Origin of the sequence: Alcanivorax sp. P2S70, from assembly GCF_000475295.1 — a bacterium.
Taxonomy (GTDB): Bacteria; Pseudomonadota; Gammaproteobacteria; order Pseudomonadales; family Alcanivoracaceae; genus Alcanivorax; species Alcanivorax profundi.
In genome coordinates this window covers 86,051-107,219 of the sequence record NZ_AXBZ01000001.1, presented here as the reverse complement: position 1 = coordinate 107,219, position 21,169 = coordinate 86,051, and the positions used below count along the sequence as shown (strand labels likewise).

18 protein-coding genes are annotated in these 21,169 nt (G+C 56.1%); 10 read left to right on the top strand and 8 right to left on the bottom strand.

Going from position 1 to position 21,169, the window contains the following annotated elements; genetic code table 11:
* Positions 1 to 346 precede the first annotated feature (346 nt).
* Complete coding sequence (locus Q672_RS17850; protein WP_022983762.1) at positions 347 to 1,405, bottom strand: porin; 1,059 nt, start codon at positions 1,403 to 1,405, stop codon at positions 347 to 349.
* A 343-nt stretch (positions 1,406 to 1,748) separates the two neighbouring features.
* Here Q672_RS17850 and Q672_RS17845 point away from each other — a divergent pair, with 343 nt between their 5' ends.
* A complete protein-coding gene (locus Q672_RS17845; RefSeq protein WP_199699477.1) occupies positions 1,749 to 2,726 on the top strand; it encodes a tRNA dihydrouridine synthase in 978 nt (325 codons plus the stop codon).
* Here the strand turns inward: Q672_RS17845 and Q672_RS0116960 are convergent.
* The gene (locus tag Q672_RS0116960; protein WP_031225726.1) at positions 2,641 to 3,657 is read right to left on the bottom strand and encodes an MBL fold metallo-hydrolase; all 1,017 of its coding nucleotides are present in this window, start codon (positions 3,655 to 3,657) and stop codon (positions 2,641 to 2,643) included. The two genes, Q672_RS17845 and Q672_RS0116960, sit on opposite strands and share 86 nt — an antisense overlap.
* 217 nt (positions 3,658 to 3,874) lie before the next feature.
* On the opposite strand from Q672_RS0116960, the gene Q672_RS17840 reads away from it, so the two are divergent.
* The 6 genes from Q672_RS17840 (at position 3,875) to Q672_RS17815 (ending at position 12,228) form a co-directional block, all read left to right on the top strand.
* Positions 3,875 to 4,132, top strand: coding sequence for a DUF4212 domain-containing protein (locus Q672_RS17840; protein ID WP_022983758.1), 258 nt, complete (start codon positions 3,875 to 3,877; stop codon positions 4,130 to 4,132).
* 13 nt (positions 4,133 to 4,145) lie between these two features.
* Complete coding sequence (locus tag Q672_RS17835) at positions 4,146 to 5,942, top strand: sodium:solute symporter family protein (protein ID WP_022983757.1); 1,797 nt, start codon at positions 4,146 to 4,148, stop codon at positions 5,940 to 5,942.
* 94 nt (positions 5,943 to 6,036) lie between these two features.
* Complete coding sequence (locus tag Q672_RS17830) at positions 6,037 to 7,848, top strand: putative nucleotidyltransferase substrate binding domain-containing protein (protein ID WP_022983756.1); 1,812 nt, start codon at positions 6,037 to 6,039, stop codon at positions 7,846 to 7,848.
* 60 nt (positions 7,849 to 7,908) lie between these two features.
* Entirely contained in the window at positions 7,909 to 8,523 is a 615-nt protein-coding gene (locus Q672_RS17825) for a 3'-5' exonuclease (RefSeq protein ID WP_022983755.1), read from the top strand.
* A complete protein-coding gene (locus Q672_RS17820; RefSeq protein ID WP_022983754.1) occupies positions 8,523 to 8,738 on the top strand; it encodes a hypothetical protein in 216 nt (71 codons plus the stop codon). Before Q672_RS17825 ends, Q672_RS17820 begins: the two co-directional genes overlap by 1 nt.
* A gap of 25 nt (positions 8,739 to 8,763) precedes the next feature.
* On the top strand, positions 8,764 to 12,228 hold the full coding sequence (locus Q672_RS17815) for a hybrid sensor histidine kinase/response regulator (protein ID WP_022983753.1): 3,465 nt from the start codon (positions 8,764 to 8,766) through the stop codon (positions 12,226 to 12,228).
* Positions 12,229 to 12,282: 54 nt separating this feature from the next.
* On the opposite strand, the gene Q672_RS17810 is transcribed toward Q672_RS17815, so the two are convergent.
* On the bottom strand, positions 12,283 to 12,942 hold the full coding sequence (locus tag Q672_RS17810) for a response regulator (protein ID WP_022983752.1): 660 nt from the start codon (positions 12,940 to 12,942) through the stop codon (positions 12,283 to 12,285).
* Positions 12,943 to 13,364: 422 nt separating this feature from the next.
* Between Q672_RS17810 and Q672_RS17805 the strand changes: the two genes are divergently transcribed.
* Positions 13,365 to 14,561, top strand: coding sequence for a DcaP family trimeric outer membrane transporter (locus tag Q672_RS17805; RefSeq protein WP_022983751.1), 1,197 nt, complete (start codon positions 13,365 to 13,367; stop codon positions 14,559 to 14,561).
* A gap of 302 nt (positions 14,562 to 14,863) precedes the next feature.
* Here the strand turns inward: Q672_RS17805 and Q672_RS17800 are convergent, their stop codons facing one another.
* The 4 genes from Q672_RS17800 to Q672_RS17785 form a co-directional block, all read right to left on the bottom strand.
* A complete protein-coding gene (locus Q672_RS17800; protein ID WP_022983750.1) occupies positions 14,864 to 15,262 on the bottom strand; it encodes an ectoine synthase in 399 nt (132 codons plus the stop codon).
* A gap of 77 nt (positions 15,263 to 15,339) precedes the next feature.
* Positions 15,340 to 16,644, bottom strand: a complete 1,305-nt coding sequence (gene ectB / locus Q672_RS17795; protein WP_022983749.1) for a diaminobutyrate--2-oxoglutarate transaminase — start codon at positions 16,642 to 16,644, stop codon at positions 15,340 to 15,342.
* A 52-nt stretch (positions 16,645 to 16,696) separates the two neighbouring features.
* Complete coding sequence (gene ectA, locus Q672_RS17790) at positions 16,697 to 17,236, bottom strand: diaminobutyrate acetyltransferase (protein ID WP_022983748.1); 540 nt, start codon at positions 17,234 to 17,236, stop codon at positions 16,697 to 16,699.
* Between the two features lie 4 nt (positions 17,237 to 17,240).
* Positions 17,241 to 17,786, bottom strand: coding sequence for a MarR family winged helix-turn-helix transcriptional regulator (locus Q672_RS17785; RefSeq protein ID WP_022983747.1), 546 nt, complete (start codon positions 17,784 to 17,786; stop codon positions 17,241 to 17,243).
* Between the two features lie 269 nt (positions 17,787 to 18,055).
* Between Q672_RS17785 and Q672_RS17780 the strand changes: the two genes are divergently transcribed.
* On the top strand, positions 18,056 to 18,640 hold the full coding sequence (locus Q672_RS17780; RefSeq protein WP_022983746.1) for a TRAP transporter small permease: 585 nt from the start codon (positions 18,056 to 18,058) through the stop codon (positions 18,638 to 18,640).
* Positions 18,634 to 19,917: a TRAP transporter large permease gene (locus tag Q672_RS17775; protein WP_022983745.1), complete on the top strand. Its 1,284-nt coding sequence runs from the start codon at positions 18,634 to 18,636 to the stop codon at positions 19,915 to 19,917. The genes Q672_RS17780 and Q672_RS17775 overlap by 7 nt, the downstream gene beginning before the upstream one ends.
* Positions 19,918 to 20,006: 89 nt before the next feature.
* On the opposite strand, the gene dctP is transcribed toward Q672_RS17775, so the two are convergent.
* Positions 20,007 to 21,017: a TRAP transporter substrate-binding protein DctP gene (dctP, locus tag Q672_RS17770; RefSeq protein ID WP_022983744.1), complete on the bottom strand. Its 1,011-nt coding sequence runs from the start codon at positions 21,015 to 21,017 to the stop codon at positions 20,007 to 20,009.
* Positions 21,018 to 21,169 lie beyond the last annotated feature (152 nt).

The window sequence follows — 21,169 nt, the reverse complement described above, 5'->3', positions numbered from 1 at the left end:
CGCTGGGCATTCGCAAGGGGAATGAGTCTTGGGAGAGCAGGGAATGGGCCTTTGGTGCGGTTTGATCTGTTTTGGCTATAGGTTCAGGCTGTTTGAAAGGGGGCTTATTTTGCGGTAATGCATTGATATAAAGAGGGTTTTTCGATGTTTTGTCGAAGGTTTTGTTTGATTCCAAATGATTCTAATAAAAGGGGTTCCTGGTCACAGGATGCCCTGCTTATAGTGATGGACCCGCCGGAATTCGCAGGCAGTTTCTTCCTTTGATCTCCTAAGCTATGGCGTTATGCCTGCGGCGCCGGCGGGGCTCTTGCCCCGCCTCTCACGCTGCCTTCTTTCACTGTCAGGTTCAGAAATCGAATCGCATCCCTACGGTAAACACCTGGCCGTCACTTTCTACCTGGTACCCGGCCAGCGGATTGAAGCTTTCGGAGTTGGGGGTGTAGATTGCATAGCCCAGTTCTTCATAAAAATATTCGGCGAAGAACTTCAGGTTCTCGGTGTGCCGGTAGTCCAGCCCCACCTGGGCCGAATCCCCCTGAAAGAAGGCGTCGGCTTCATCAGACTCTTCGCCGTGGGCAATCATGGCCCGCAGTGTGTATTTGTCCCAGCTGTAAGAGCCGAGCAGGTTATAGGTCACCGGGTCGTCATCCTGAACCGTGTCATCATTGGTAAGAAGTTGCTCTATCTTGGCGGCAAAACGCCAGTTACCCGGAGACCAGGCGGCAGAAATCCCCATTTGGTCAGCGTGTTTGGCGGAGTCCTGCTCGCTGTCCTGATAGCCCAGCCCAACACTCCAGTCATTCACCGCGTAGCCGAGCGCGTACTGCAGGGTGTCCAGAAAGCTGGTGCCTTGCTGATCGGTGAGATCCACCCCGGAGACGGTGGCGGTAAAACCGCCCATGCTCGGGGTCTGGTAAGTCACCGCATCGCGACGGAAGGTGGATTGGGTGGCATAACCCGAATAAAACGAACTAAAGAAGTCCAGTGGGTAAGCGACATTGTTGTAATAGGTAAGCCATTGTGTGCCCACCCGCAGGCTACCGAAGCTGTCGTGAGTGGCGGTGATATCGGCGACGCGTGGCTTGTTGTTTCCTTTGTAGCTTTCCTGGAAAAAGGTCGGATCCTCTGCCCGTAGTCGAGCGGAATTGATGGGGAATTCCACGGTGGCCGAAATTTTCAGGTTGTCGATATCGTTGTAGTTGGCGGTTACCCCCAGGCGGGAGTAGGCATCTCGCAGCCCGCTATAGGAATCGTCCTCACCGGGTTGCGCCTCATCGACGGAGACCGCTTCGGACTGGATCCGCAGTGAGCCATAGGGGGTTACTTCCAGTTCGGCGTGGGCGGGCAAGGCAGCAAGACCGGCCAGCAGTGCCGATGACAGGGGTAGCATGCGTGTCTGTTTCATTCGTCTCTCCCTTGGGTGGTATTCAAATCAGGGCGGAACCTAAAAGGGTGCCAAAATCATGTTGAAAAGGATGCCAAAAGGGGCGGGCGGGACCCGATGACGGGGGCGGGTGGCGCGTGTCGATCACCACTCCGGTGAGGCAGGAAGCCGAAGGAAAAGCCCTGTCGGCATGCTGAAACGGTTTGCGTTCCCTCTGTATTGAAACCCGGTCCCGCGGCAGCCATAAAATTTCCATGTTTTATGTGCGTTGCGATACACCGTTGCAAAAGCGACCGATGATTGCAAGTTGCAGGAAAGCTGTCATCTCCGTTTTCGTGGCTGAGTAATGGTCAATGCCGCTAGAATGCGCCCCATGAAACTTATTCTGGCCCCTATGGAAGGTCTGGCGGATTTCTGGGTTCGTCAGGCGCTGACCGATGTGGGTGACTTTGACTGGTGTGTGAGCGAGTTTGTCCGCGTGAGCGGCCAGCTACTGCCGCCCCGAGTCTTCTATCGCTGGTGCCCGGAACTCAAGAACGGCGCACGTACCCGTGCGGGAATACCGGTACATCTTCAGCTACTGGGTTCAGATCCATCGTGCATGGCAGACAATGCGATGCGCGCGGTCACGTTGGGGGCGCCCGCCATTGATCTGAATTTTGGCTGCCCGGCAAAGACCGTGAATCGTCACCGGGGGGGCGCGGTACTACTGGACGAGCCGGAGCTGGTGCACGCTGTCACGGCAGCGGTTCGACGAGCGGTACCCGCGCAGGTAACGGTGTCGGTAAAGATGCGGCTGGGTAACCAGGATGATGCCTTGGCATTGGACAATGCCATGGCGGTGCAGGAGGCCGGAGCCGCCTGGCTGACAGTGCATGGTCGCACCAAACGTCAGGGATACCGGCCTCCTGCCTGGTGGGATCGGATTGGCGCCATTCGCGAGACGGTGTCTATCCCGGTGATTGCCAACGGAGAAATCTGGACGGTAGAGGATGCACGGCGTTGCCAGCGAGAAAGTGGTTGCGCTGATTTGATGCTGGGGCGAGGTGCGGTGGCCAATCCCTGGCTGGTGCGCGCCTTGCGAACAGGGCAAGCCTGTGAATGGCAGGACATCGTGCCGGTGCTAGAGCAGTTCGTGGGCGATGTCATCGGTTCCGGTACAGATGCCCAGGTCGCTGGCAGGGTCAAGCAATGGCTCAGCTATCTGCGTCGCCGTTGGCCCCAGGCCGGGGCGTTGTTGGAGCAGGTTAAGCGCGTCAATCAACCCGAGGCGATGCTGCCTTATCTACGGCAGGCAGTGGAGTTGCAGGGGCGCGCAGAGCCAACGACTGAAAAGGCCTGAGAACAACAAAGTCGCCATCGTGTCGGTCGGCCATGGCCTTAAAGGATTCGTCCAGATTATCCAGCAGCCAGGGCAGTGGCTTGACGTCTTCGGTGAGCTCAGTAAAAAAATTATCCCAATGCACTGGAATAATCGTGTGCGCCCCTACGGCCCCGACAGTCTGCTCATAGAACCGTTGCTGATAATATTCACTTTGCTTACCCAAACTGGCGCTTGCGAGTAGGGCATAGTCTGCCTGGTAACCGTCAAGTTCACCGGGCTGCATCCCTGCGCTTCCCTGAATAAGTACGGAGCCGCCGGGATGGGTGATGACCAACCCATAGCAACGGCCTTCTTCCCATGCACCCAGATATGCCGGCGGTCTTACCGGTTCAGTGATGGCGCCCTTGCCTGTCCACTGTTCGATCACCCGGGGCAAGGGCACATGGCTGGCGGGAATAAAATAGACCGTAAAGTCACCAAAACGATATGGGTGGTGAGGTTTCACGGTAGTGATGCGCTCTTCCTTGAGGCCGCTTCCTCTACCGACCATGGCCGTGGAATCCGACCCCAGCAGCTGTGCGCCGGTCAGTTGTGCGACCAATCCGCTGTCCATGGCGTGATCAAAATGAGAGTGCAGCACCGGGATGGCGTCCAGTGTTGTGATCCCCGCTTTCTCCAGTGCCGCCTGAATACGATCTTTATCGGGTTCGATTCGTCCAAACAGTTGCGCAATGCCAACGCGGGTGAAGTATCCGTCTGTCAGGAGGTGATTGCGGCCATCGCTAATCAGAATGGTGCTTGTGCCAAGATAGGTGATTGAAACCTTTTCATGGCCCTGGGGGGGCTTGGCGACGGGCCAGTGTCCCAGCGAGGGAGAGAGCTGAAGTGCTGCAATCATCAAGATTGCCAGCAGCAACAGTGCGCCGATGAGCCATCGCGCTGTTTTCATGGAGTGTCCGTTTTTGTTGTTCGCATTAGGTCTTTCCTGACCACAAGGGCGCATTGTACGAAAAAATGACGCTTTGCGCAGGTTTGCACGTTCGTAACGCCGGCTGCGGGTTCGACTAAAGTCATACTGTGCGCCGTCGGCCCTTTGGCTAGTCTTGGTATATGCCGGCTCTTCACAGGAGAAGGCCACTTGTAACGAGGACGCAGAGGGACGAGTAATGAAAGAAGAAAATGCCCGCGCCTATTGGGCCGCCAACCTGCGATTGATTCTGACCTACCTGGCTATCTGGTTCGCTGTCTCCTATGGCTGCGGCATCCTGCTGGTGGACGAACTCAATCAGATTCAGATGTTCGGTTTCAAACTGGGATTCTGGTTTGCACAACAGGGAGCTATCTATGTGTTCCTGGTGCTGATCATCATGTACGCGCATTCGATGAACAAACTGGATCGCAAATTCGACGTCCATGAAGACTGAGTGAGGCTGCCCGATGGATATTCAAACGCTTACCTATTTGTTTGTGGGCGGTTCTTTCGCCCTCTATATCGGCATCGCCATCTGGTCGCGAGCCGGTTCAACCAAGGATTTTTATGTCGCGGGTGGCGGGGTGTCGCCTGTCGCCAACGGCGCCGCCACTGCGGCTGACTGGATGTCTGCCGCCTCCTTTATTTCCATGGCAGGGATCATCGCCTATGCCGGCTACGATGCGTCGGTCTACCTGATGGGGTGGACCGGTGGTTATGTGTTGCTGGCCATGCTGCTGGCGCCTTACTTGCGCAAGTTCGGCAAGTTTACCGTGCCGGATTTTATCGGTGACCGTTACTACTCCAATGTGGCGCGAACCGTGGCGGTGATCTGTGTGATCTTTGTGTCGTTCACCTATGTGGCCGGGCAGATGCGCGGTACCGGTATCGTGTTTGCCCGCTTCCTGGAAGTGGACGTGAATGTGGGTGTCGTCATTGGCATGGCCATCGTGTTCTTCTACGCCGTGTTGGGTGGCATGAAGGGGATTACCTATACTCAGGTGGCGCAGTACTGCGTGCTGATTTTTGCCTTCCTGGTACCGGCGGTCTTCCTGTCCATCATGATGACCGGGCATGTGTTCCCGCAGACCGGCTTCGGTGCCACGGTGCTGGATGCCGCCGGCAATGATTCCGGCGTATACCTGCTGCAGAAGCTGGATCAGGTGGTGACGGATCTGGGCTTCACCCAGTACACCGAAGGCTCCAAATCCACGATTGATGTGTTCTTTATTGCCGCTGCCCTGATGTGTGGTACCGCGGGGCTGCCCCATGTAATCGTGCGTTTCTTTACCGTGCCGCGTGTCAAGGATGCCCGTATCAGTGCCGGCTGGGCGCTGTTCTTCATTGCCTTGCTGTACACCTCTGCCCCGGCGGTGGGTGCTTTTGCCCGCCTCAACCTGATTGATACCGTTAACGAAACCCAGTACACCGAGCTGCCCGACTGGTTCTACAACTGGGAAAATTCCGGTTTGATTGGCTGGGTGGACAAGAATGGTGATGGTGCCGTGCAGATGCGTGCCGGTGCGCCGTTTGACGGCAAGCCGAACTTTGCCGGCAGCCGTGACGAAGCCAAGGGCAACCAGGGCGAGCGTGTGGTCACCAATGCGCCGACCGACAACGCCTCCGAGGTGTATATCGATCGCGATATCATCGTACTGGCCAACCCGGAGATCGGGAATCTGCCTGCCTGGGTAATTGCCCTGGTGGCTGCCGGTGGGGTGGCCGCGGCCTTGTCCACAGCCGCCGGTCTGCTGCTGGTGATTTCCAGTGCGATTTCCCATGACTTGCTGAAGAAGACGATCAAGCCGGATATTACCGAGAAGCAGGAGCTGCTGGCGGCACGCGGTGCTGCGGTGGTAGCGATCTGTATTGCCGGTTACTTCGGGATCAATCCGCCCGGGTTTGTGGCACAGGTGGTGGCGTTCGCCTTCGGCCTTGCAGCCGCAAGCTTCTTCCCGGTGATTCTGATGGGCATCTTCTACAAGCGGATGAACAAGGAAGGGGCGATTGCCGGCATGCTGGTGGGTCTGACGTTCACCTTCTGCTACATCGTTTACTTCAAGTTTGTGTCGCCAGATCTGAATACGGCCGAGCATTGGTGGCTGGGCGTGTCTCCGGAAGGGATCGGTACTCTGGGGATGGTGCTGAACTTCGCGGTCGCCTTCGCGGTGTCCCGTGTCACTGCACCGCCGCCGGAGCACATTCAGCACATCGTTGAGGATATCCGTATCCCGCGCGGTGCCGGTGAAGCTCACGCTCACTAAAGAGCGACAATAAGAAAGGGAGAGCAGCCGGTGTGGATCGCGTATTCACACCGGCTTTTTTCGCCCTGCATGCCATGACCTGTACGGATACATCATGATCGAACAGGAACTGCACCAACATCCGTTCAGCCTGCTGGATGAGACTGCCCGCTCCCGGCTTCGGGACGGCGTGGACCTGGCCTACTTCGAGGCCGGCGACATTATCCTGGATGCGTCCAGCGCCAGTGAGTACGTGTACGTGGTGCACAAGGGCAGTGTGGCGGAACTGGATGTGCTGGCCCCGGATGGTCGAGAGCAGGTAGGGGTCTATGCTGCAGGCGATGTGTTCGGTGCGATCAGTGTGCTCAATGGCAAAAGTCGCTATCGCTTTCGGGCAGAACAGCAAAGTTTGTGTTACCTGATTCCCGCTGCGCTGTTTCTCACCCTGTGTGAGGATAACGCAGATTTCGGTCGGCATTTTCAACAACGTCTGGTGGAAAAAGGCCAGCGCTTGGCAGAGCGTCGCGAGGGCGGCGTGACCATGGCCGGTTTTATGCTGGCCCGGGTGGATGCCTGTATGCGTGAGCCGCTGATCATGGCTACCACGGCGACCCTGCACGACGCCGTGGTAGCGCTGAAGCAGCATGGTGTCGACAGTGTGCTGATCGAACATCAAGCGCAGTACGCGATCATCACCAAGACCGATCTGCTGACCGCACTGGTGTTGCAGCATCACGATGCCAGCACTGCTTTGAGTGTGGTGGCGGAAACCCGGCTGATCACCGTGTCGCCGTCGGATTATCTTTTTTCCGCGCTGACCCGCATGACCCGCCACAAGGTGGCGCGGGTGGTGGTGATGGAAGAGCGCAAGGCGGTAGGCGTGGTCGAGTTGACCGACGTGCTCAGCTTTTTTTCCAGCCGTTCCTACGTGGTGGGACTGGAAATCGAAAAGGCAGACAGTCTCGATGCCCTGCAGCTGGCCAGTGCCCGCTTGCCGGAACTGGTGGATGCGCTCATGGCCCAGGGCGTAAAGATGCGCTTTGCCATGGAGTTGCTGGCGGCCCTTAACGGTCGAGTCATGGGCAAGGCCTGGGAGATGGTCATGCCGGCAGACCAGCTGCAAGGCTGCCTGATTGTCATGGGCAGTGAGGGGCGTGGTGAGCAGATTCTCAAAACGGATCAGGACAACGGTCTGATTTTCGGCGATCACCAGGCTTGGCCCGGGTTGCCGCGCGATGCCGAGCGGTTTACCCAGGCCTTGTTGTCGATGGGGTATCCGCCCTGTCCCGGCAAGGTAATGGTGAATAACCCCGATTGGCAGGGGCCGGTCCAGCAGTGGCAAGAGCGTGTCTATCATTGGGCGGGGGAGGCGGCCGGCAAGGGGGTGTTGAACCTGACGATTCTGGCGGATGCTCACTGTGTCGCCGGAGATCGCAGCTTGCTGGAGGCAGTGCGCGAGACCTTGTTCGATCGCTGTAGCGGCGATGATCTGCTGATGGCGCATTTTGCCCGGCCGGTACTGCAGTTCGCCACGCCGCTGAACTTGTTCGGCTCCCTGAAAAAACCGCAGCACGGAATCGATATCAAGAAGGGCGCGCTGTTTCCCCTGGTGCATGGAGTCAGGGCCATGGCCTTGCAGCACCGCATCGCTGAGACCTCCACGCTGCGGCGGCTGAAAAAACTGGTGGCAGCCGGTGCCATGGAGGCGTCCTTTGCCGAGGACTTGGGCGAAGCCATGGAGCTGTTCAGTGAGCTGCGGCTGAACCAGCAATTGGCGCAGTTGCATGGCCAACAGACAGAACTGCAAGACAACCACATTGTGGTGCAATCGTTGTCGTCGCTGGAGCGCGACCTGTTACGCGATGCGCTGCATTTGGTCGGTGATTTCAAACAACGGTTGTCACGCCGTTTTCATCTGGAATATTGAGGTCTGGAAAGCGGCGCGGGCAATGACGAGGCAGTGGAATTGGACAGGAGACTGGCACGCATGATCAGGCAGTTACGTCGCTATGCGGATCGTTACCGGCATGGCGCAGGCCCTTACGGCCACCTTTTTATGCCCTGCGAAGGGGATGAAGTGATCGCACTGGATTGTGAAACCACGGGCCTGGATCGCCGTGAGGCCGAGCTGGTGTCGGTGGCGGCGGTGCCGGTCAGGCAGGGTCGGGTAGCCAGCAGTGAGTGCCTGGACGTAAAACTTCAGGCGCCGCGAAGTCTCGATGGAGACTCCATTCGTATCCACCGGCTGCGACCAGTGGATCTGGAAGAAGGGTGTCAGGTGCAAGACGCACTGGAGCAGCTGCTGGAAAAAATAGGCAACCGGCCCTTGGTGGGGTGGTGTATTGATTTTGATGTGGCGATGATCAACCGTTACCTGCGGCCACTGATGGGATTTGACTTGCCGAACCCGGTCATCGAGTTATCGGCGTTGTACCAGAAAAAGCTGCGCCACTGGCAGCCGGATATCACTCCGGACTTGCGCTTTGAGGCCATGGCCAACGCTCTGCAAGTGCCCGTCATGGAGCGTCACACCGCTCGGGGAGATGCGGTTACTGCAGGGCTGATGTACCTGCAATTGCAAAAAACGACCCTGGATAGCTAATGGAACAACTCGACTCTCTTTTTCTGGTACTGGGTATTGCGGTGGTTCTCTGCAGTTATCTCCATTACTGGCGTCGTACCGGGGACGCCCGTGGGGTGTTGCTGTTCTGGCGTCGCGGTATGGCCATGAGCGTACTGGAGTTCAAGTTGCAGCGGGCCGGGTTGTTATTGATGCTGGTGGCGGTAGTGCTGCGATTTATCGGCGCACTGGGGTAAGCTCGAAGAAAAAACAGGAGCCGCCGTGTTTTCTTTATGGGAGCTGAGTGGGCTGGCACTGGGCTACGTGCTGGTACTCTTTGTTATCGCCTGGCTGGGAGATCGTGCTGCCCGCCAGCGCAAACACACCTTTCAGAATGCCTGGGTGTACAGCCTTGGGCTCGGGGTCTATTGCACCTCGTGGACGTTCTACGGGGCGGTAGGGGAGGCGGCCCAGAACGGCTGGAATTACCTGCCGATTTATCTGGGTCCCATCATTACTGTGCTGTTAGGGGGCTCACTGATATACAAAATGGTGTCAGTGGCCCAGCAGAATCATATTACCTCTATTGCGGACTTTCTGGCTGCTCGCTATGGGAAGTCCCGACGTTTGGCCGTGCTGGTGACTGTAGTGGCGGTGATCGGCGTGCTGCCGTATATCGCGCTTCAACTCAAAGCCGTGACATTGTCGTTCGACTATGTACTCAAGGATGCCTCCCCCGCCCAAAGCGACACTGCGCTGATGGTGGCGATACTGATGGCCTTGTTTACGCTGCTATTCGGGACTCGCCACATCGATACCACCGAGCATCAGTCTGGTCTGATGCTGGCGGTCAGTTTTGAGTCGTTTATCAAGCTTGTCGCTTTTGTGTTGATTGGGGTGTACTGCCTGTTTGGGATCTTCGACGGCCCGGTGGACGTGTGGCAGGCAGTTACGCAACGTCCGGACGTATTGCAGACATTTGAGCCCACCTTGTTTTCGCAGAGCTTTATCACTGCATTGTTGCTTTCCATGGCGGCGATACTTTGCCTGCCAAGGCAGTTTCATGCTGGCGTTGTGGAGAATAATGACTTGCGCCATTTGCGCACGACGCGATGGCTGCTGCCGTTGTATTTATTTTTGTTCGCGCTGTTTGTGTTGCCGATTGTGGTCAGTGGAGTGATTACCCAGCCTTATCTGCTGGGGCAGGCTGATACCTATATGTTGTCTCTGCCAATGGCGCAGGGAAATTCATTTATGCTGATGCTTTCCTTCATCGGAGGGATTGCTGCTGCAACGGGCATGGTCATCGTTTCTACCATCGCGTTGGCGATCATGTTGACCAATGAGGTGCTGCTACCGTTGTGGTTGCAGTCGCGTTTGAACGAAAAAGACCAGCTGTCGGATCTGGGTGGCAAGCTTCGCTTTCTTCGTCGTGCCAGCATCCTTGTTTTGCTCGGATTGGCGTTCGCCTTTCATACGCTGATAGATCGTTTCGACGGGTTGGCCAGTATTGGTCTGCTTTCGTTCGCAGCGGTTGCCCAGTTTGCTCCCTCGTTGATTGGTGCACTTTACTGGCGTAGCGGGCACAAACGTGGCGCATTTATTGGGCTTTGTCTGGGCTTTGTGGTGTGGTTTTACTGCTTGCTGGTGCCGGTCATTCTTCCCGTCGAATGGGTGATGTTGCTGAATGAGAACGGGTTGTTGGGGTTGGGTATGCTGCGCCCCGAGGCACTGTTCGGGATCGAGGGTCTTGAGCCCCTGACCCATGGCGTGTTCTGGTCGTTATCGTTGAATACTGCGGCCTTTATTTCCCTGTCCCGAAGCGCCACGCATGATGCTCTGGATGAAGCGCAGGCCGCACGCTTTGTGGATATGCCCACTGACTGGTGGCGTGAAGGGATGGGGCACCCTTCCATTACCACCGCCGAATTGCTGGAGGTCTGCAAACGGGGCCTGGGAAACCCGCGGGCCGAGCCCTTGTTTTTTGACTATATGCAACGCCGCCATGTGTCGGAAGATTTGGCGTTGCCTGCCCCGCTTCATCTGGTGCGTTATGTGGAACGCCTGTTGGCCGGGACCATGGGGGCGTCGACGGCACGCATCGTGATGAGCTCGCTTCTGCGCAAGCAGAACAGCCGCCACGATGATGTTGTGCGGATGATGGATGAAGCGTCTGAGTTGATTCAGTTTAATCACCAGCTGTTGCGTACCACCATCGAAACCATTAGTCAGGGGATTTGTGTGGTAGACAGGGCCATGAAGGTAGTGGCCTGGAACCAGGCTTATGTGAAGCTGTTTGATTATCCCGACGGATTGATTCGGTTGGGCAGACCGATTGAGGAAGTGTATCGCTACAACGCAGAACGCGGCTTCTATGCAGGTAAAGATCAGGATGCCGATGTGGAAAAGCGGGTGAAGTTGTTACGCGATGGCAGTTCGCATCAATTCGAGCGCGAACTTCCAAGCGGCATTGTTGTTGAAGTGCGTGGTACTCCCATGGTGGGAGGCGGATTTGTCAGCACCTACATGGATGTGACGGAGCGAAAGCGGGATGAGTTGGCACTACGGCAAATCAATGAAAACCTGGAACATATGGTGGCCGAACGCACCCGGAAATTAACCGAGTTGAACGCCAAGCTGGCGCAAGCCAATGAAGGAAAAACCCGTTTTCTTGCTGCAGCAGGACATGATCTGATGCAGCCACTTAATGCCGCCCAATTATTTGCATCTTCCTTGAGGCAACAGTTAGCCAGCCAGACTGGATTTACGCAGGAGGTAGATGTATTGGGGCATATCGACAGTTCGCTGCAAGCTGCTGAGCAAATCATTACTGCGCTGCTTGAAATCAGCAAACTGGACACAGATACCATGCCTGTCCATATCCATCCGCTTCAGCTGAACAGGCTGATGACGCCCCTCGGTCAAGAATTTGTCGCGCTTGCCAATGCTCAAGACCTGTCCATGAAGGTAGTGGCGTGTTCGGCGGTAGTTGATAGCGATGAGGTGTTACTCAGGAGGGTATTGCAGAACCTGTTATCCAACGCTATTCGTTACACCGACAGTGGTCGAATTCTGTTTGGGTGCCGGCGTGAAGATCGCTGTATCCGTATTGATGTTTGGGATACAGGGCCGGGAATTCCGGATGATCAACATGAAAAAATCTTTCGTGAGTTCATGCGCTTGCCTCAGCAAGGGAAGCAATCGGTTAAGGGGCTTGGGTTGGGCTTGGCCATTGCCGATCGCATATGCCGTTTGTTGGGGCATACCCTGACAGTCAGGTCCTGGCCGGGCAAAGGGACGGTCTTCAGTGTCACCGTACCGCTCTCCTGCGGTGAGGCGCCGCCGGTTCTCTCTGAGGAAGCGGTACAAGAGCGTCCTGACGTGAGTGGTATGAGGGTGTTTTGTGTAGATAACGATGCTGCCTTACTGGCCAGTCTGGTTGGTGCCTTGCAGACTCTTGGCTGTGAGGTGGTTGCTGCAAGCGGACTGGAGGAGGCGAGGAAGAAAGCGGCATTTTGCCCGGCTCCGGATCTGTTGCTGGTGGATTACCAGTTGGACCATGAAAACGGTTTTGACGTCATCGAAGGGCTGGATGACTGCTGGGATGACGTCGTGCCTGCCATCTTGATGACCGCCGATCGACGTCCGGAAATCCGTCAGCAAGCTGAAGAGCAGGGTGTGGGTTTTTTGCAGAAACCGTTAACAGAGATGATGTTGAAAAGAGCGTTAGAGGCAGTTAACAGTTAACGGCGGAAGGCGTTGTCGAGTTATGAGGGGCTAGCTGTCAATTTTAACTGTCCGCTATGGGTTACTGTCGACTGACGGTGGCTCAATCGCCAGATCCTTCAGCGCCAATACGGCTTGTGTGCGGTTGCGGACGCCGAGCTTTCGGAAGATGGCGGTCATGTGGGCTTTGATGGTCGCTTCAGAAACGTCCAGTTCGTAAGCAATTACCTTGTTCTGCATCCCTTCCATCAGCATGCCCATGACCCGGAACTGTTGTGGCGTCAGGCTGGTAATGCGTTCGCTCATTGCGGAATGATCGGGCAGGGTGGGAGGCATGGCTCGACGCGCATATTCCGGTAACCATCGCTCTCCTGCCATGATCTTTTTCATGGCTTCGGTCATGGTCTCTACGGATGCGGATTTGGGAATGAACCCGTCTGCACCAAAGTGAATAGCCCGTTGTATGACATCCACATCTTCCGTTGCGGATATCACCACTAAAGGCACTTTCCGATATTGTTCCCTGAGATAAATCAAACCAGAAAAACCATGGGTTCCCGGCATGTGAAGATCCAGAAGAATGACATCAAAAGGGAGAGACTTGTGTCCGAGCTCTTCAAGTCCGGACAGGGAGTCAGCCTCGTGGATATTGGCATCGGTAAAGCTGGCCATCACCGCCTGTTTAAGGGCTGCACGGAAGAGGGGGTGATCATCTGCAATCAGTATGGTTGTCATGATCCTGTTTTAGCGATTTTTTGTTGTTGTGTATAGCCTTGTTTTGGGTGAGGGCTTTTTGCTGGTCTGAAATAAAAAGTGGCTGCCCGGGGAGGGCAGCACAGGGGAAAGAAACTGTAATAACAACAGAATCTTCTCAGCGAAAGCGCAACAGTCCACTGACTGCCCAAGGTGTAGGGCATATACAGAAAAGGGAGTGAAAACGGTCCTTTCCCTGGATTGTATGCGGTCTGAATTAATGGCCAATAGTGTGCTTGTCTGTCTTTTCTGTCGGTATTAGACCTTGGTCTTAGGTGGCAAGGACCGGCATCGTTGGAGAAGGTTCCCTGCCTTCGACCTATGGCTAATGGAGAAGGTTTCGTCCTCACAGCAAGCTGTCTTCGGAGTCACTTGCAATTTGATGACAACAAGAGGACAGGGCCATGAAAGCAATAATTCCCACGCGCCTGTGTGCAGCGATTCTGGTTGCTCATGCGGGTATTGCCGGGGCAGCGACGCTCGAAGAGCGCATTACCATTCTGGAAGAGCGTGTTGGTACCCCGGCTGAGGGGAATACTCAGATCGAGTTCGGGGGCTTTATCAAAGCCGATACCATGATCAGTAAATATAGCGACGGTGAAATAGCGGGTGGATCCGTTGGACGTGATTTCATGGTCCCGTCCACAATTCCTGTGGGAGGGGATGCCAGCTCTGCCGAGGTGGATTTCAGTGCCAAACAGAGCCGCTTCTGGTTAAAGAGTGCGACCATGACATCAGCAGGATTGGTCAAGGGGCATATCGAAATAGATTTTCAGACCAATGATATTGGCGATGAGCGTATCAGTAACAGCTATGCCCCACGTATCCGGCACGCCTACCTGAGTTGGGACAAGTGGCTGTTTGGCCAGACCTGGTCGACTTTCTTTAACGTCAGCGCGCTACCCGAGACCCTGGATTTCGTGGGTTCGTCAGGCACGATCTTTGAGCGCCAACCCCAGATTCGCTATACCCATGGCGGGCTGATGTTGTCGCTGGAGAATCCTTCTACCACCTTGTATGGCGGCACCCAGAATCCCTATGACGACAACGCCATGCCGGATATTGTCGCGCGTTATAACGTTACCGGTGACTGGGGCAACATGAGCTTGTCGGCCATGGGGCGTGAGCTGGCATACCAGGACACCATTGGTGGGGTTGATCAGGACGAAAGCGAATATGGCTATGGCGTATCCTTTGCGGGCCGCCTGATGCTTGGTGAGCGAGATGACATCCGTTTTCAGGCCAACTACGGCAATGCCATGGGCCGTTACTTCGTGCTCAATGCCTTCCGGGCCGGACAGATTGAAGCCAATGGTGATATTGAGCTGATCGATGCCTGGAGCGCGGTACTGGCCTTGCGTCATCACTGGAGTGAGCGCTGGCGTTCCAACTTCGCGGTTTCTCTCAGTGAAGCGGATAACCCTGATACCGTTGCGGCAACAACCAACAAGACCGTGGAAACGGCCCACGCCAATCTGATCTGGCAGGTGGCCAAGCCCTTGTCACTGGGGGGCGAACTGATCTACGGCAGTCGCGAGCAGGAAAATGGCGATGACGGTGATCTCAAACGCGTGCAGTTCACAGCCAAGTATGCGTTTTAACGAAGCACACCCCACGGAAAAAAGGGCGCTTCGGCGCCCTTTTTTAGGGTTCGCGGATTGGGAGTTTACTCTTCCCAACTGTCCACAGGAGCGTCGGTTTTCGCTCCGCTCACCCTTCGGGCCGCCCTGCGGGCGTTCCCTCGCTGCGCTCGGCGGCGGCGCGATTGTCAGGCGTATGGAATCGCGCCGCGAGCGACACTCCTACGGGATGGTTTTGCTGTGGCCTATTCTCCAAAACCGGTGAACCATAAAAAAAGGGACGCTAATGCGTCCCTCTTTCGTAGCGTGTAGCGTCTCTCTTATCAATCCAGATCCGCCGGGTATACGCCGTTCTCGTCGTGTACTTCCTTGCCGCTCAAGGGCGGGGTGAAGGCACAGGCAACGACCATATCTTCGTTCTCGCCACCATAAAGGTAATGTTCATCATGCTGGTCGAGCAGGTAGATAGTGCCTGGAGTCAGGTCGTAAACCTTGCCGTCATCCAGCGTTTCGATTTTGCCGCTGCCAGAAATCACATAGACGGATTCCCAGTGGTTGGCGTATTTGATGTGTGTCTTGGTGCCCTTGAAGATGGTGGTAATGTTGAAAGAATGGCCCATCTTGTCTTCTTTCAGGGACAGGCGAACAGACTGCCAGTTGCCGTTTTCGGCTTTGACGCAGCGTTCTGATTTCTCGGCTTCTGCCAGAGTGCGAACGATCATGAATAGAGTCTCCGGAATAAGGGGGAGGGAGAGGTTGGCCCGGCAAGGCGGGCCAACCAGAAGGGCTGGCAGTGAATTTAGCTGGCCAGGCTGGATACCGCGTGAGCTTCACCGCGCTTGATGCGGTCGGTCATCACTTCGCTGACGCTCTCCTTGACGATGTCCAGCGCGCGTGTCAGGTCTTCTTCGCTGATCGTCAGCGGACACAGCGTCTTGATGACCTGATCATCGGCACCGGAGGTTTCGATCACCAGCTGGCGCTTGAAGCACGCTTTGGTGATTTCTTCAGCTAGCTCGCCATCACGGGCCACCAGGCCCTGCATCATGCCGCGACCATTCAGGTAGAACCAGTGATCGTCATAACTGTTGGCGATTTCGCGGAAGCGGTCGGTGATGATGTCCGCCTTCTTCTGCACTTCCTTGGCGAACTTGTCGTCACGCCAATAGTGATTCAAGGCCGCTGCAGCTGTCACGAAGGCCAGGTTATGGCCACGGAAGGTCCCGTTGTGCTCGCCCGGTTTCCACTGGTCCAGATCCGGCTTCATCAGCACCATGGCAAATGGCAGGCCATAGCCGCTGAGGGACTTGGACAGGGTAATAATGTCCGGGTTGATGCCTACCTCGTCAAAGCTGAAGAAGGTCCCGGTGCGGCCACAGCCGGCCTGGATGTCATCCAGAATCAACAGCATGTCGTGCTTGCGACAAATCTTTTCGAGGTTGCGCAGCCACTCGAAGCTGGCGGCGTTGATGCCACCTTCGCCCTGAACGGTTTCCACGATCACGGCGGCAGGGTGGTCCACGCCGCTGGAAGAATCGCCCAATACCTTGTCCAGATATTCGGTGGTATCGAAGGCATCGCCCAGGTAGCCGTCGTAGGGCATCGGAGTCACGCCACCGAGGGTGACACCGGCCACGCCACGGTGGTGGCTGTTACCGGTAGCCGCCAGTGAGCCGAGGCTTACACCGTGGAAGCCATTGGTAAAGCTGATGATGTTTTCGCGACCCTTGATCACACGGGCAATCTTGAGTGCCGCTTCTACGGCATTGGTGCCAGTGGGGCCAGTAAACTGCATGACATGGTCCATGTCGCGGGGCTTCAGGATCACTTCATAAAACGCATCCATGAATTCACGTTTGGCCGTGGTATGCATGTCCAGGCCGTGAACAATGCCGTCACGCTGAATGTATTCCAGCAGTTTCTCTTTCAGAACCGGGTTGTTGTGGCCATAGTTCAGGGTGCCTGCACCTGCCAGGAAATCGATGTATTCCTTGCCGGTTTCGTCGTACAGGTAGCTGCCTTTGGCTTGGTCGAAGACCACCGGGAAGCTACGGGCATAACTCATGACTTCCGATTCGTGGCTTTCAAAAATTTCAGTATCCATGGTTCCTCTATCCTCGCTTGAATTCGGGTTGTTCGTTCGGGCTGTGGCGCTCTCAGGCGTCGTCGCGGTTGAACGGGCCAATACGCAGCAAATACTCGTCGTTATGCTCACCGGCAAAATGGATCCGGGAGTCGAAAAGAATGAACTCCTCGGTAGGCATGCTGCGCTCATAAGCGAAGCTGCGGAACATGCCCCATGACGCCTCATTGTCCGGAGTAATGGTGGTTTCAATGAACTGAACGTCGGTGCTTTCTTCCCTCTTGATCAGTTCGGCCAGCATGCGCTTGGCCAGCCCTTTGCCTCGGGCTTTCTGATGGACCGCAACCTGCCAGACAAACAGGACATTCTGTTGCTTGGGCGGGATGTAGCCGGAGATGAAGCCAACCAGATCGCCATCCATTTCGGCAGCGACAGACGTATCGGCAAAATGCGTGCACTGGAGCAAATTGCAGTAGACCGAATTCTCGTCCAGTGGCTTGCACTCGCTGATCAGTTTGTGAACCCGGCTGCCGTCCTGGCTCTCCGGTTTCCGGAAAGTAATGTCATCCGCTTTGTCGGTGGATGAATCCGCTTTCTTTACGTCGTCTGACATGGTTTCACTTATGGTCCGCTTTTGAATGGGTTGTTGCCTCTGTGCCGGCAGTGCGTGCCGACAGTTCCAGCGTGGGTTGGGCGCGGTCGATGGCGCCCAGGTCCAGCACTGGCGAGGCATCGATGTCCTCTGCGTTCATCATGGCCGCGACGCGCTGCAGTGAGCTGAGAATCAGTGATTGTTCCCAGTCTTCCAGGCGGTCAAAGCGGGCAATGAATTCGTCCTGCAGAGGGGTGGGAGCCTGGTCGATGATAGCCAGGCCTCCCTGAGTCAGGCAGGCATAAACGCGCCGCTTATCCGTTTCGCCCCGTTTGCGCTCAATCAGTTCGCGCTTTTCCAGGCGATCAAGAATGGTGGTGACCGTGGCTTGGCTCAGCGATACCTCGCTGGCCAGGTCGCCCATGGTCATCTCTCCCTTACCCGCAATGGCCTGCATGATCAGCAGTTGCGGTGAGGTGAGGCCGGAGACCTTGCTCAACTTGCGCGAGTAGAGGTCGGTGGCGCGAATAATCTGTCGTAATGCAATTAGCACGTCTTCGTGTCTGGCCATTGCCGTGAGTTCTCTTGATAACAAAGTAATATGACTGAATTGAGACATGGTATGTCTGATATCAATTTGAAGTGTAAGTAACTTTTCTCCATACAGAATCAGGGCAATGGCAAGTAATTCCCTGCGAAAGTTGGTAGGCTATTTTAGTGGTGTAATATTTAGATGTCAAAGTAAATGCTTGGAGATCAGGCCCGAACCACGCTGAAGCCCTGACAGTGCGGGGGACAGCGCCGTTTGGTCGGGTCAGTCCGGCGCGAGGGGATACCTGAATGCAACAGACGTTATTGCGACTGCTGGAAGGGGTGGACCGCGGTCTGCGCCTTCTTGAGCAATGTGTGGTGGGGGGCTGTATTCTGGCCATGGCCCTGCTGATGAGTGCCCATGTGGTGGGGCAGGCGGTAGTTGGGGAGGGGATTCCCGGTACCTATGAAATCACCAAGATGCTGATTCTCGGCATTACCTTTGTGGGCTTGGGTTACGCAGCACGCCAGGCCCGCCACATCCGGATGTCTGCCATTTATGAGCAGCTCAACGACCCTTCCCGCAAAGGGCTGCAGATTCTGATTGCCGCCGGTACCGCCGCGCTGATGTTCTTTTTCGCCTGGAAATCTGGTCAGTACGTGATGGATATTTATGAGCGGGGGCGGGTCAGCGCGTCACTGCAGATTCCCATGTGGACGGTCTATACCACTTTGCCAGCCGGGTTTGTGCTGGCCGGCATCCAGTACCTGCTAACCATCGTCCGCAACCTGACGACGGAAGGGGTATGGCGCAGTTTCACTGAGAAGGATGTCTATGCCAGCGTGCCGGAGCAGGGCGGTCATGATAAGGGGCAAGGAGACGCGTCATGCTGATTATTCTTGCCCTGATCATGTTGCTGTTGTTGCTCATGGGCTACCCCATGATGGTGCCACTGGCGGTCGGCACCTTGTTCATGATGTTCACGGACATGACATTTTTCGGCCCGGACCAGGCCGTGACCTGGATGATCACCGGGGTCAGCAGCTGGGTGCTGGCGGCAGTGCCCATGTTTATCTTTGCCGCGGACATTCTCACCAAGGGGCATACGGCCAACCGGTTGCTGGATCTGGTGGACACCTTTGTCCGTCATCTGCGTGGTGGGTTGCCGATTACTACGGCGGCATCCTGCGCCGTGTTCGGTGCTGTCTCAGGATCTACCCAGGCCACGGTCGTTGCTATGGGCGGGCCTATGCGGCCGCGTTTGCTAGCCAGGGGCTACTCCGACAAATTCGCGCTGGCCCTGATTATCAATGCCAGTGATATTGCCTTGCTGATTCCACCCAGTATCGGATTTATCGTCTATGGCGTGGTGATGAAGACCTCCATCGGTGATCTGTTTCTGGCCGGGATTCTGCCCGGCCTTCTGGTGTTGTTAATGTTTTCGGCCTACTGCTGGGCCGGGGCATATCTCAAGGGCATTGAGCCTGAACCTCGCGCCTCCTGGTCCGAGCGGTTGCGAGCGCTTCGGGGGGCTGCTCTGCCGCTGGGGTTTCCGGTGTTGGTGGTCGGCGGCATTTACGGTGGCTGGTTCAGTGCGGTGGAGGCATCCGCCATTGCCGTGGCCTATGCCTTGCTGCTGGAAGTGGTGATTTACCGCAAAGTCAAAATCCGTGATCTCGGGCCGTTGGCGCTTTCCAGCGGCATGATTACCGCCGTGGTTTTTATTCTGGTGGCGATTGGGGCGGCGTTCTCCCACACCCTGGGCACCGCCGGCATTCCCGAGCAGTTGCTGGGGCCGGTGATCGATTCCATTGGTGACAATCAGGTGGCGGCGTTGGCGTTGATTGCCGTGTCGTTTTTCATCGGCTGCATGTTTGTGGATCCCATCGTGGTGATCCTGATTCTGGTGCCGATTTTCAAACCGCTAATCCAGGCGGCCGGGTTGGATCCGGTCCATGTGGGGGTGATCGTCACCCTGCAGGCGGCTATCGGGTCAGCGACACCGCCCTTTGGCTGTGACATTTTTACCGCCATCGCGGTGTTCCGTCGTCCCTATCTGGAAGTGATCCGCGGCACGCCCCCGTTTATTGCCATGTTGTTGTTGGCCACGGTCATCCTGATCCTGTTCCCGGAGATTTCCCTGTGGCTGCCGTCGCTGGGCGGAGAGTAGGTTGTGACATGCGGGGTTTTATTGCACCCGCAACAGGTACAAAAAAACCCGGCATCCCTGCCGGGTTTTTCTGTTCAGGGAAGCCGCAATTATTTGGTTTCCTTGATCGCCTTCAATAGCGCTTTCATTGAGGCCTCGCCTCCGGCGCCAACCTCTTTTACAAAGGTTTTGCGAACGGGTTTGGCCATTTTTTCGAAGGCCTGTCGCTCTTTTTGGGTCAGCTCGATGATCTCGATATCGCTCTTGTCACGAATGATATCCAGTCGTTCCTTGTTGAACCGGGTCTGAATGTCGTGACCTTCCTTTACCAGCGACTTGGTAACCTCGTCTACCATGGTGCGCTGCTCATCGCTGAGGCTGTCATACCAGTCCGAGTTGCCGATCACTGTGGCAACAAACTGGGACTGGTCGGCAAAGATCATGTAGTCCTGTACCTCGTAGAACGCCATTTCTTGATGGGCGAAAACGGGTTGAATGTTGCCTTCGGCCTGACCTTGCTGGAGGGCGCTGTACAGTTCGCCATAGGCAATGGAGGTAGGGGAAGCCCCGTACGCCCGATAGGTGGAACGCAGCAAGGTGTTATCCATGACGCGAATGCCCAGGTTCTCCATGTCGGCAGGGGTGCGGATGGCCTTGTTCGCAGTCCATACCTGATAGCCTTCGGCCAGCTCGGCCAGCGGTACCAGTCCCCGTTGACGGAAGGCGTTCTGCCAGGCGTCGCTTTTCAGGAAGGTGTCTGAGTTCAGGGCCTGGGCGGTACGCCACTGGTCGGCGGGCATGATGTAGTTCAGGTTGAGTAGCTGGCTTTCCGGCACGGTGCCGCCCAATGCCCCTGAGGCGAAGCCGATCTGGATCGCGCCGCCCTGAATCGCGTCATAAAGCGCCGAGTAGCTGGAGCCCCATTTGCCGTAGGGTAGGAGTTGCACATCAATGTCGCCATTGCTGCGTTCTTCGATGCGTTTTTCAAATTGCTCGGCGTAACGATGCTGGACGCTGCCTTCTATTTCTTCCAGGCCAAAGCGCCAGGTTTCGGCCATGGCGGTGGTAGAGAGAGTGAAAACGCCCAGCGTGGCGGCGCCAATCAGTCGTCGCAAGTGCATGCTTATCCCTTTTGGTTGCCAAATGTGGAAACCACTACATGGCATCACAACATCACTGTCAACCGGTCGGCCCACATCCGTGACTGGAACCGACGTGTCCAGAATGCGACCATTACCGCACTGGGTAGCGCAAGCGATGAGGACAAAACATT

Bases quoted from the DNA above. Each gene is read 5' to 3' on its own strand.
- Q672_RS17850 (WP_022983762.1), bottom strand. From the start codon at position 1,405: ATGAAACAGACACGCATGCTACCCCTGTCATCGGCACTGCTGGCCGGT.
- Q672_RS17845 (WP_199699477.1), top strand. From the start codon at position 1,749: ATGCGCCCCATGAAACTTATTCTGGCCCCTATGGAAGGTCTGGCGGAT.
- Q672_RS0116960 (WP_031225726.1), bottom strand. From the start codon at position 3,657: ATGAAAACAGCGCGATGGCTCATCGGCGCACTGTTGCTGCTGGCAATC.
- Q672_RS17840 (WP_022983758.1), top strand. From the start codon at position 3,875: ATGAAAGAAGAAAATGCCCGCGCCTATTGGGCCGCCAACCTGCGATTG.
- Q672_RS17835 (WP_022983757.1), top strand. From the start codon at position 4,146: ATGGATATTCAAACGCTTACCTATTTGTTTGTGGGCGGTTCTTTCGCC.
- Q672_RS17830 (WP_022983756.1), top strand. From the start codon at position 6,037: ATGATCGAACAGGAACTGCACCAACATCCGTTCAGCCTGCTGGATGAG.
- Q672_RS17825 (WP_022983755.1), top strand. From the start codon at position 7,909: ATGATCAGGCAGTTACGTCGCTATGCGGATCGTTACCGGCATGGCGCA.
- Q672_RS17820 (WP_022983754.1), top strand. From the start codon at position 8,523: ATGGAACAACTCGACTCTCTTTTTCTGGTACTGGGTATTGCGGTGGTT.
- Q672_RS17810 (WP_022983752.1), bottom strand. From the start codon at position 12,942: ATGACAACCATACTGATTGCAGATGATCACCCCCTCTTCCGTGCAGCC.
- Q672_RS17805 (WP_022983751.1), top strand. From the start codon at position 13,365: ATGAAAGCAATAATTCCCACGCGCCTGTGTGCAGCGATTCTGGTTGCT.
- Q672_RS17800 (WP_022983750.1), bottom strand. From the start codon at position 15,262: ATGATCGTTCGCACTCTGGCAGAAGCCGAGAAATCAGAACGCTGCGTC.
- ectB (WP_022983749.1), bottom strand. From the start codon at position 16,644: ATGGATACTGAAATTTTTGAAAGCCACGAATCGGAAGTCATGAGTTAT.
- ectA (WP_022983748.1), bottom strand. From the start codon at position 17,236: ATGTCAGACGACGTAAAGAAAGCGGATTCATCCACCGACAAAGCGGAT.
- Q672_RS17785 (WP_022983747.1), bottom strand. From the start codon at position 17,786: ATGGCCAGACACGAAGACGTGCTAATTGCATTACGACAGATTATTCGC.
- Q672_RS17780 (WP_022983746.1), top strand. From the start codon at position 18,056: ATGCAACAGACGTTATTGCGACTGCTGGAAGGGGTGGACCGCGGTCTG.
- Q672_RS17775 (WP_022983745.1), top strand. From the start codon at position 18,634: ATGCTGATTATTCTTGCCCTGATCATGTTGCTGTTGTTGCTCATGGGC.
- dctP (WP_022983744.1), bottom strand. From the start codon at position 21,017: ATGCACTTGCGACGACTGATTGGCGCCGCCACGCTGGGCGTTTTCACT.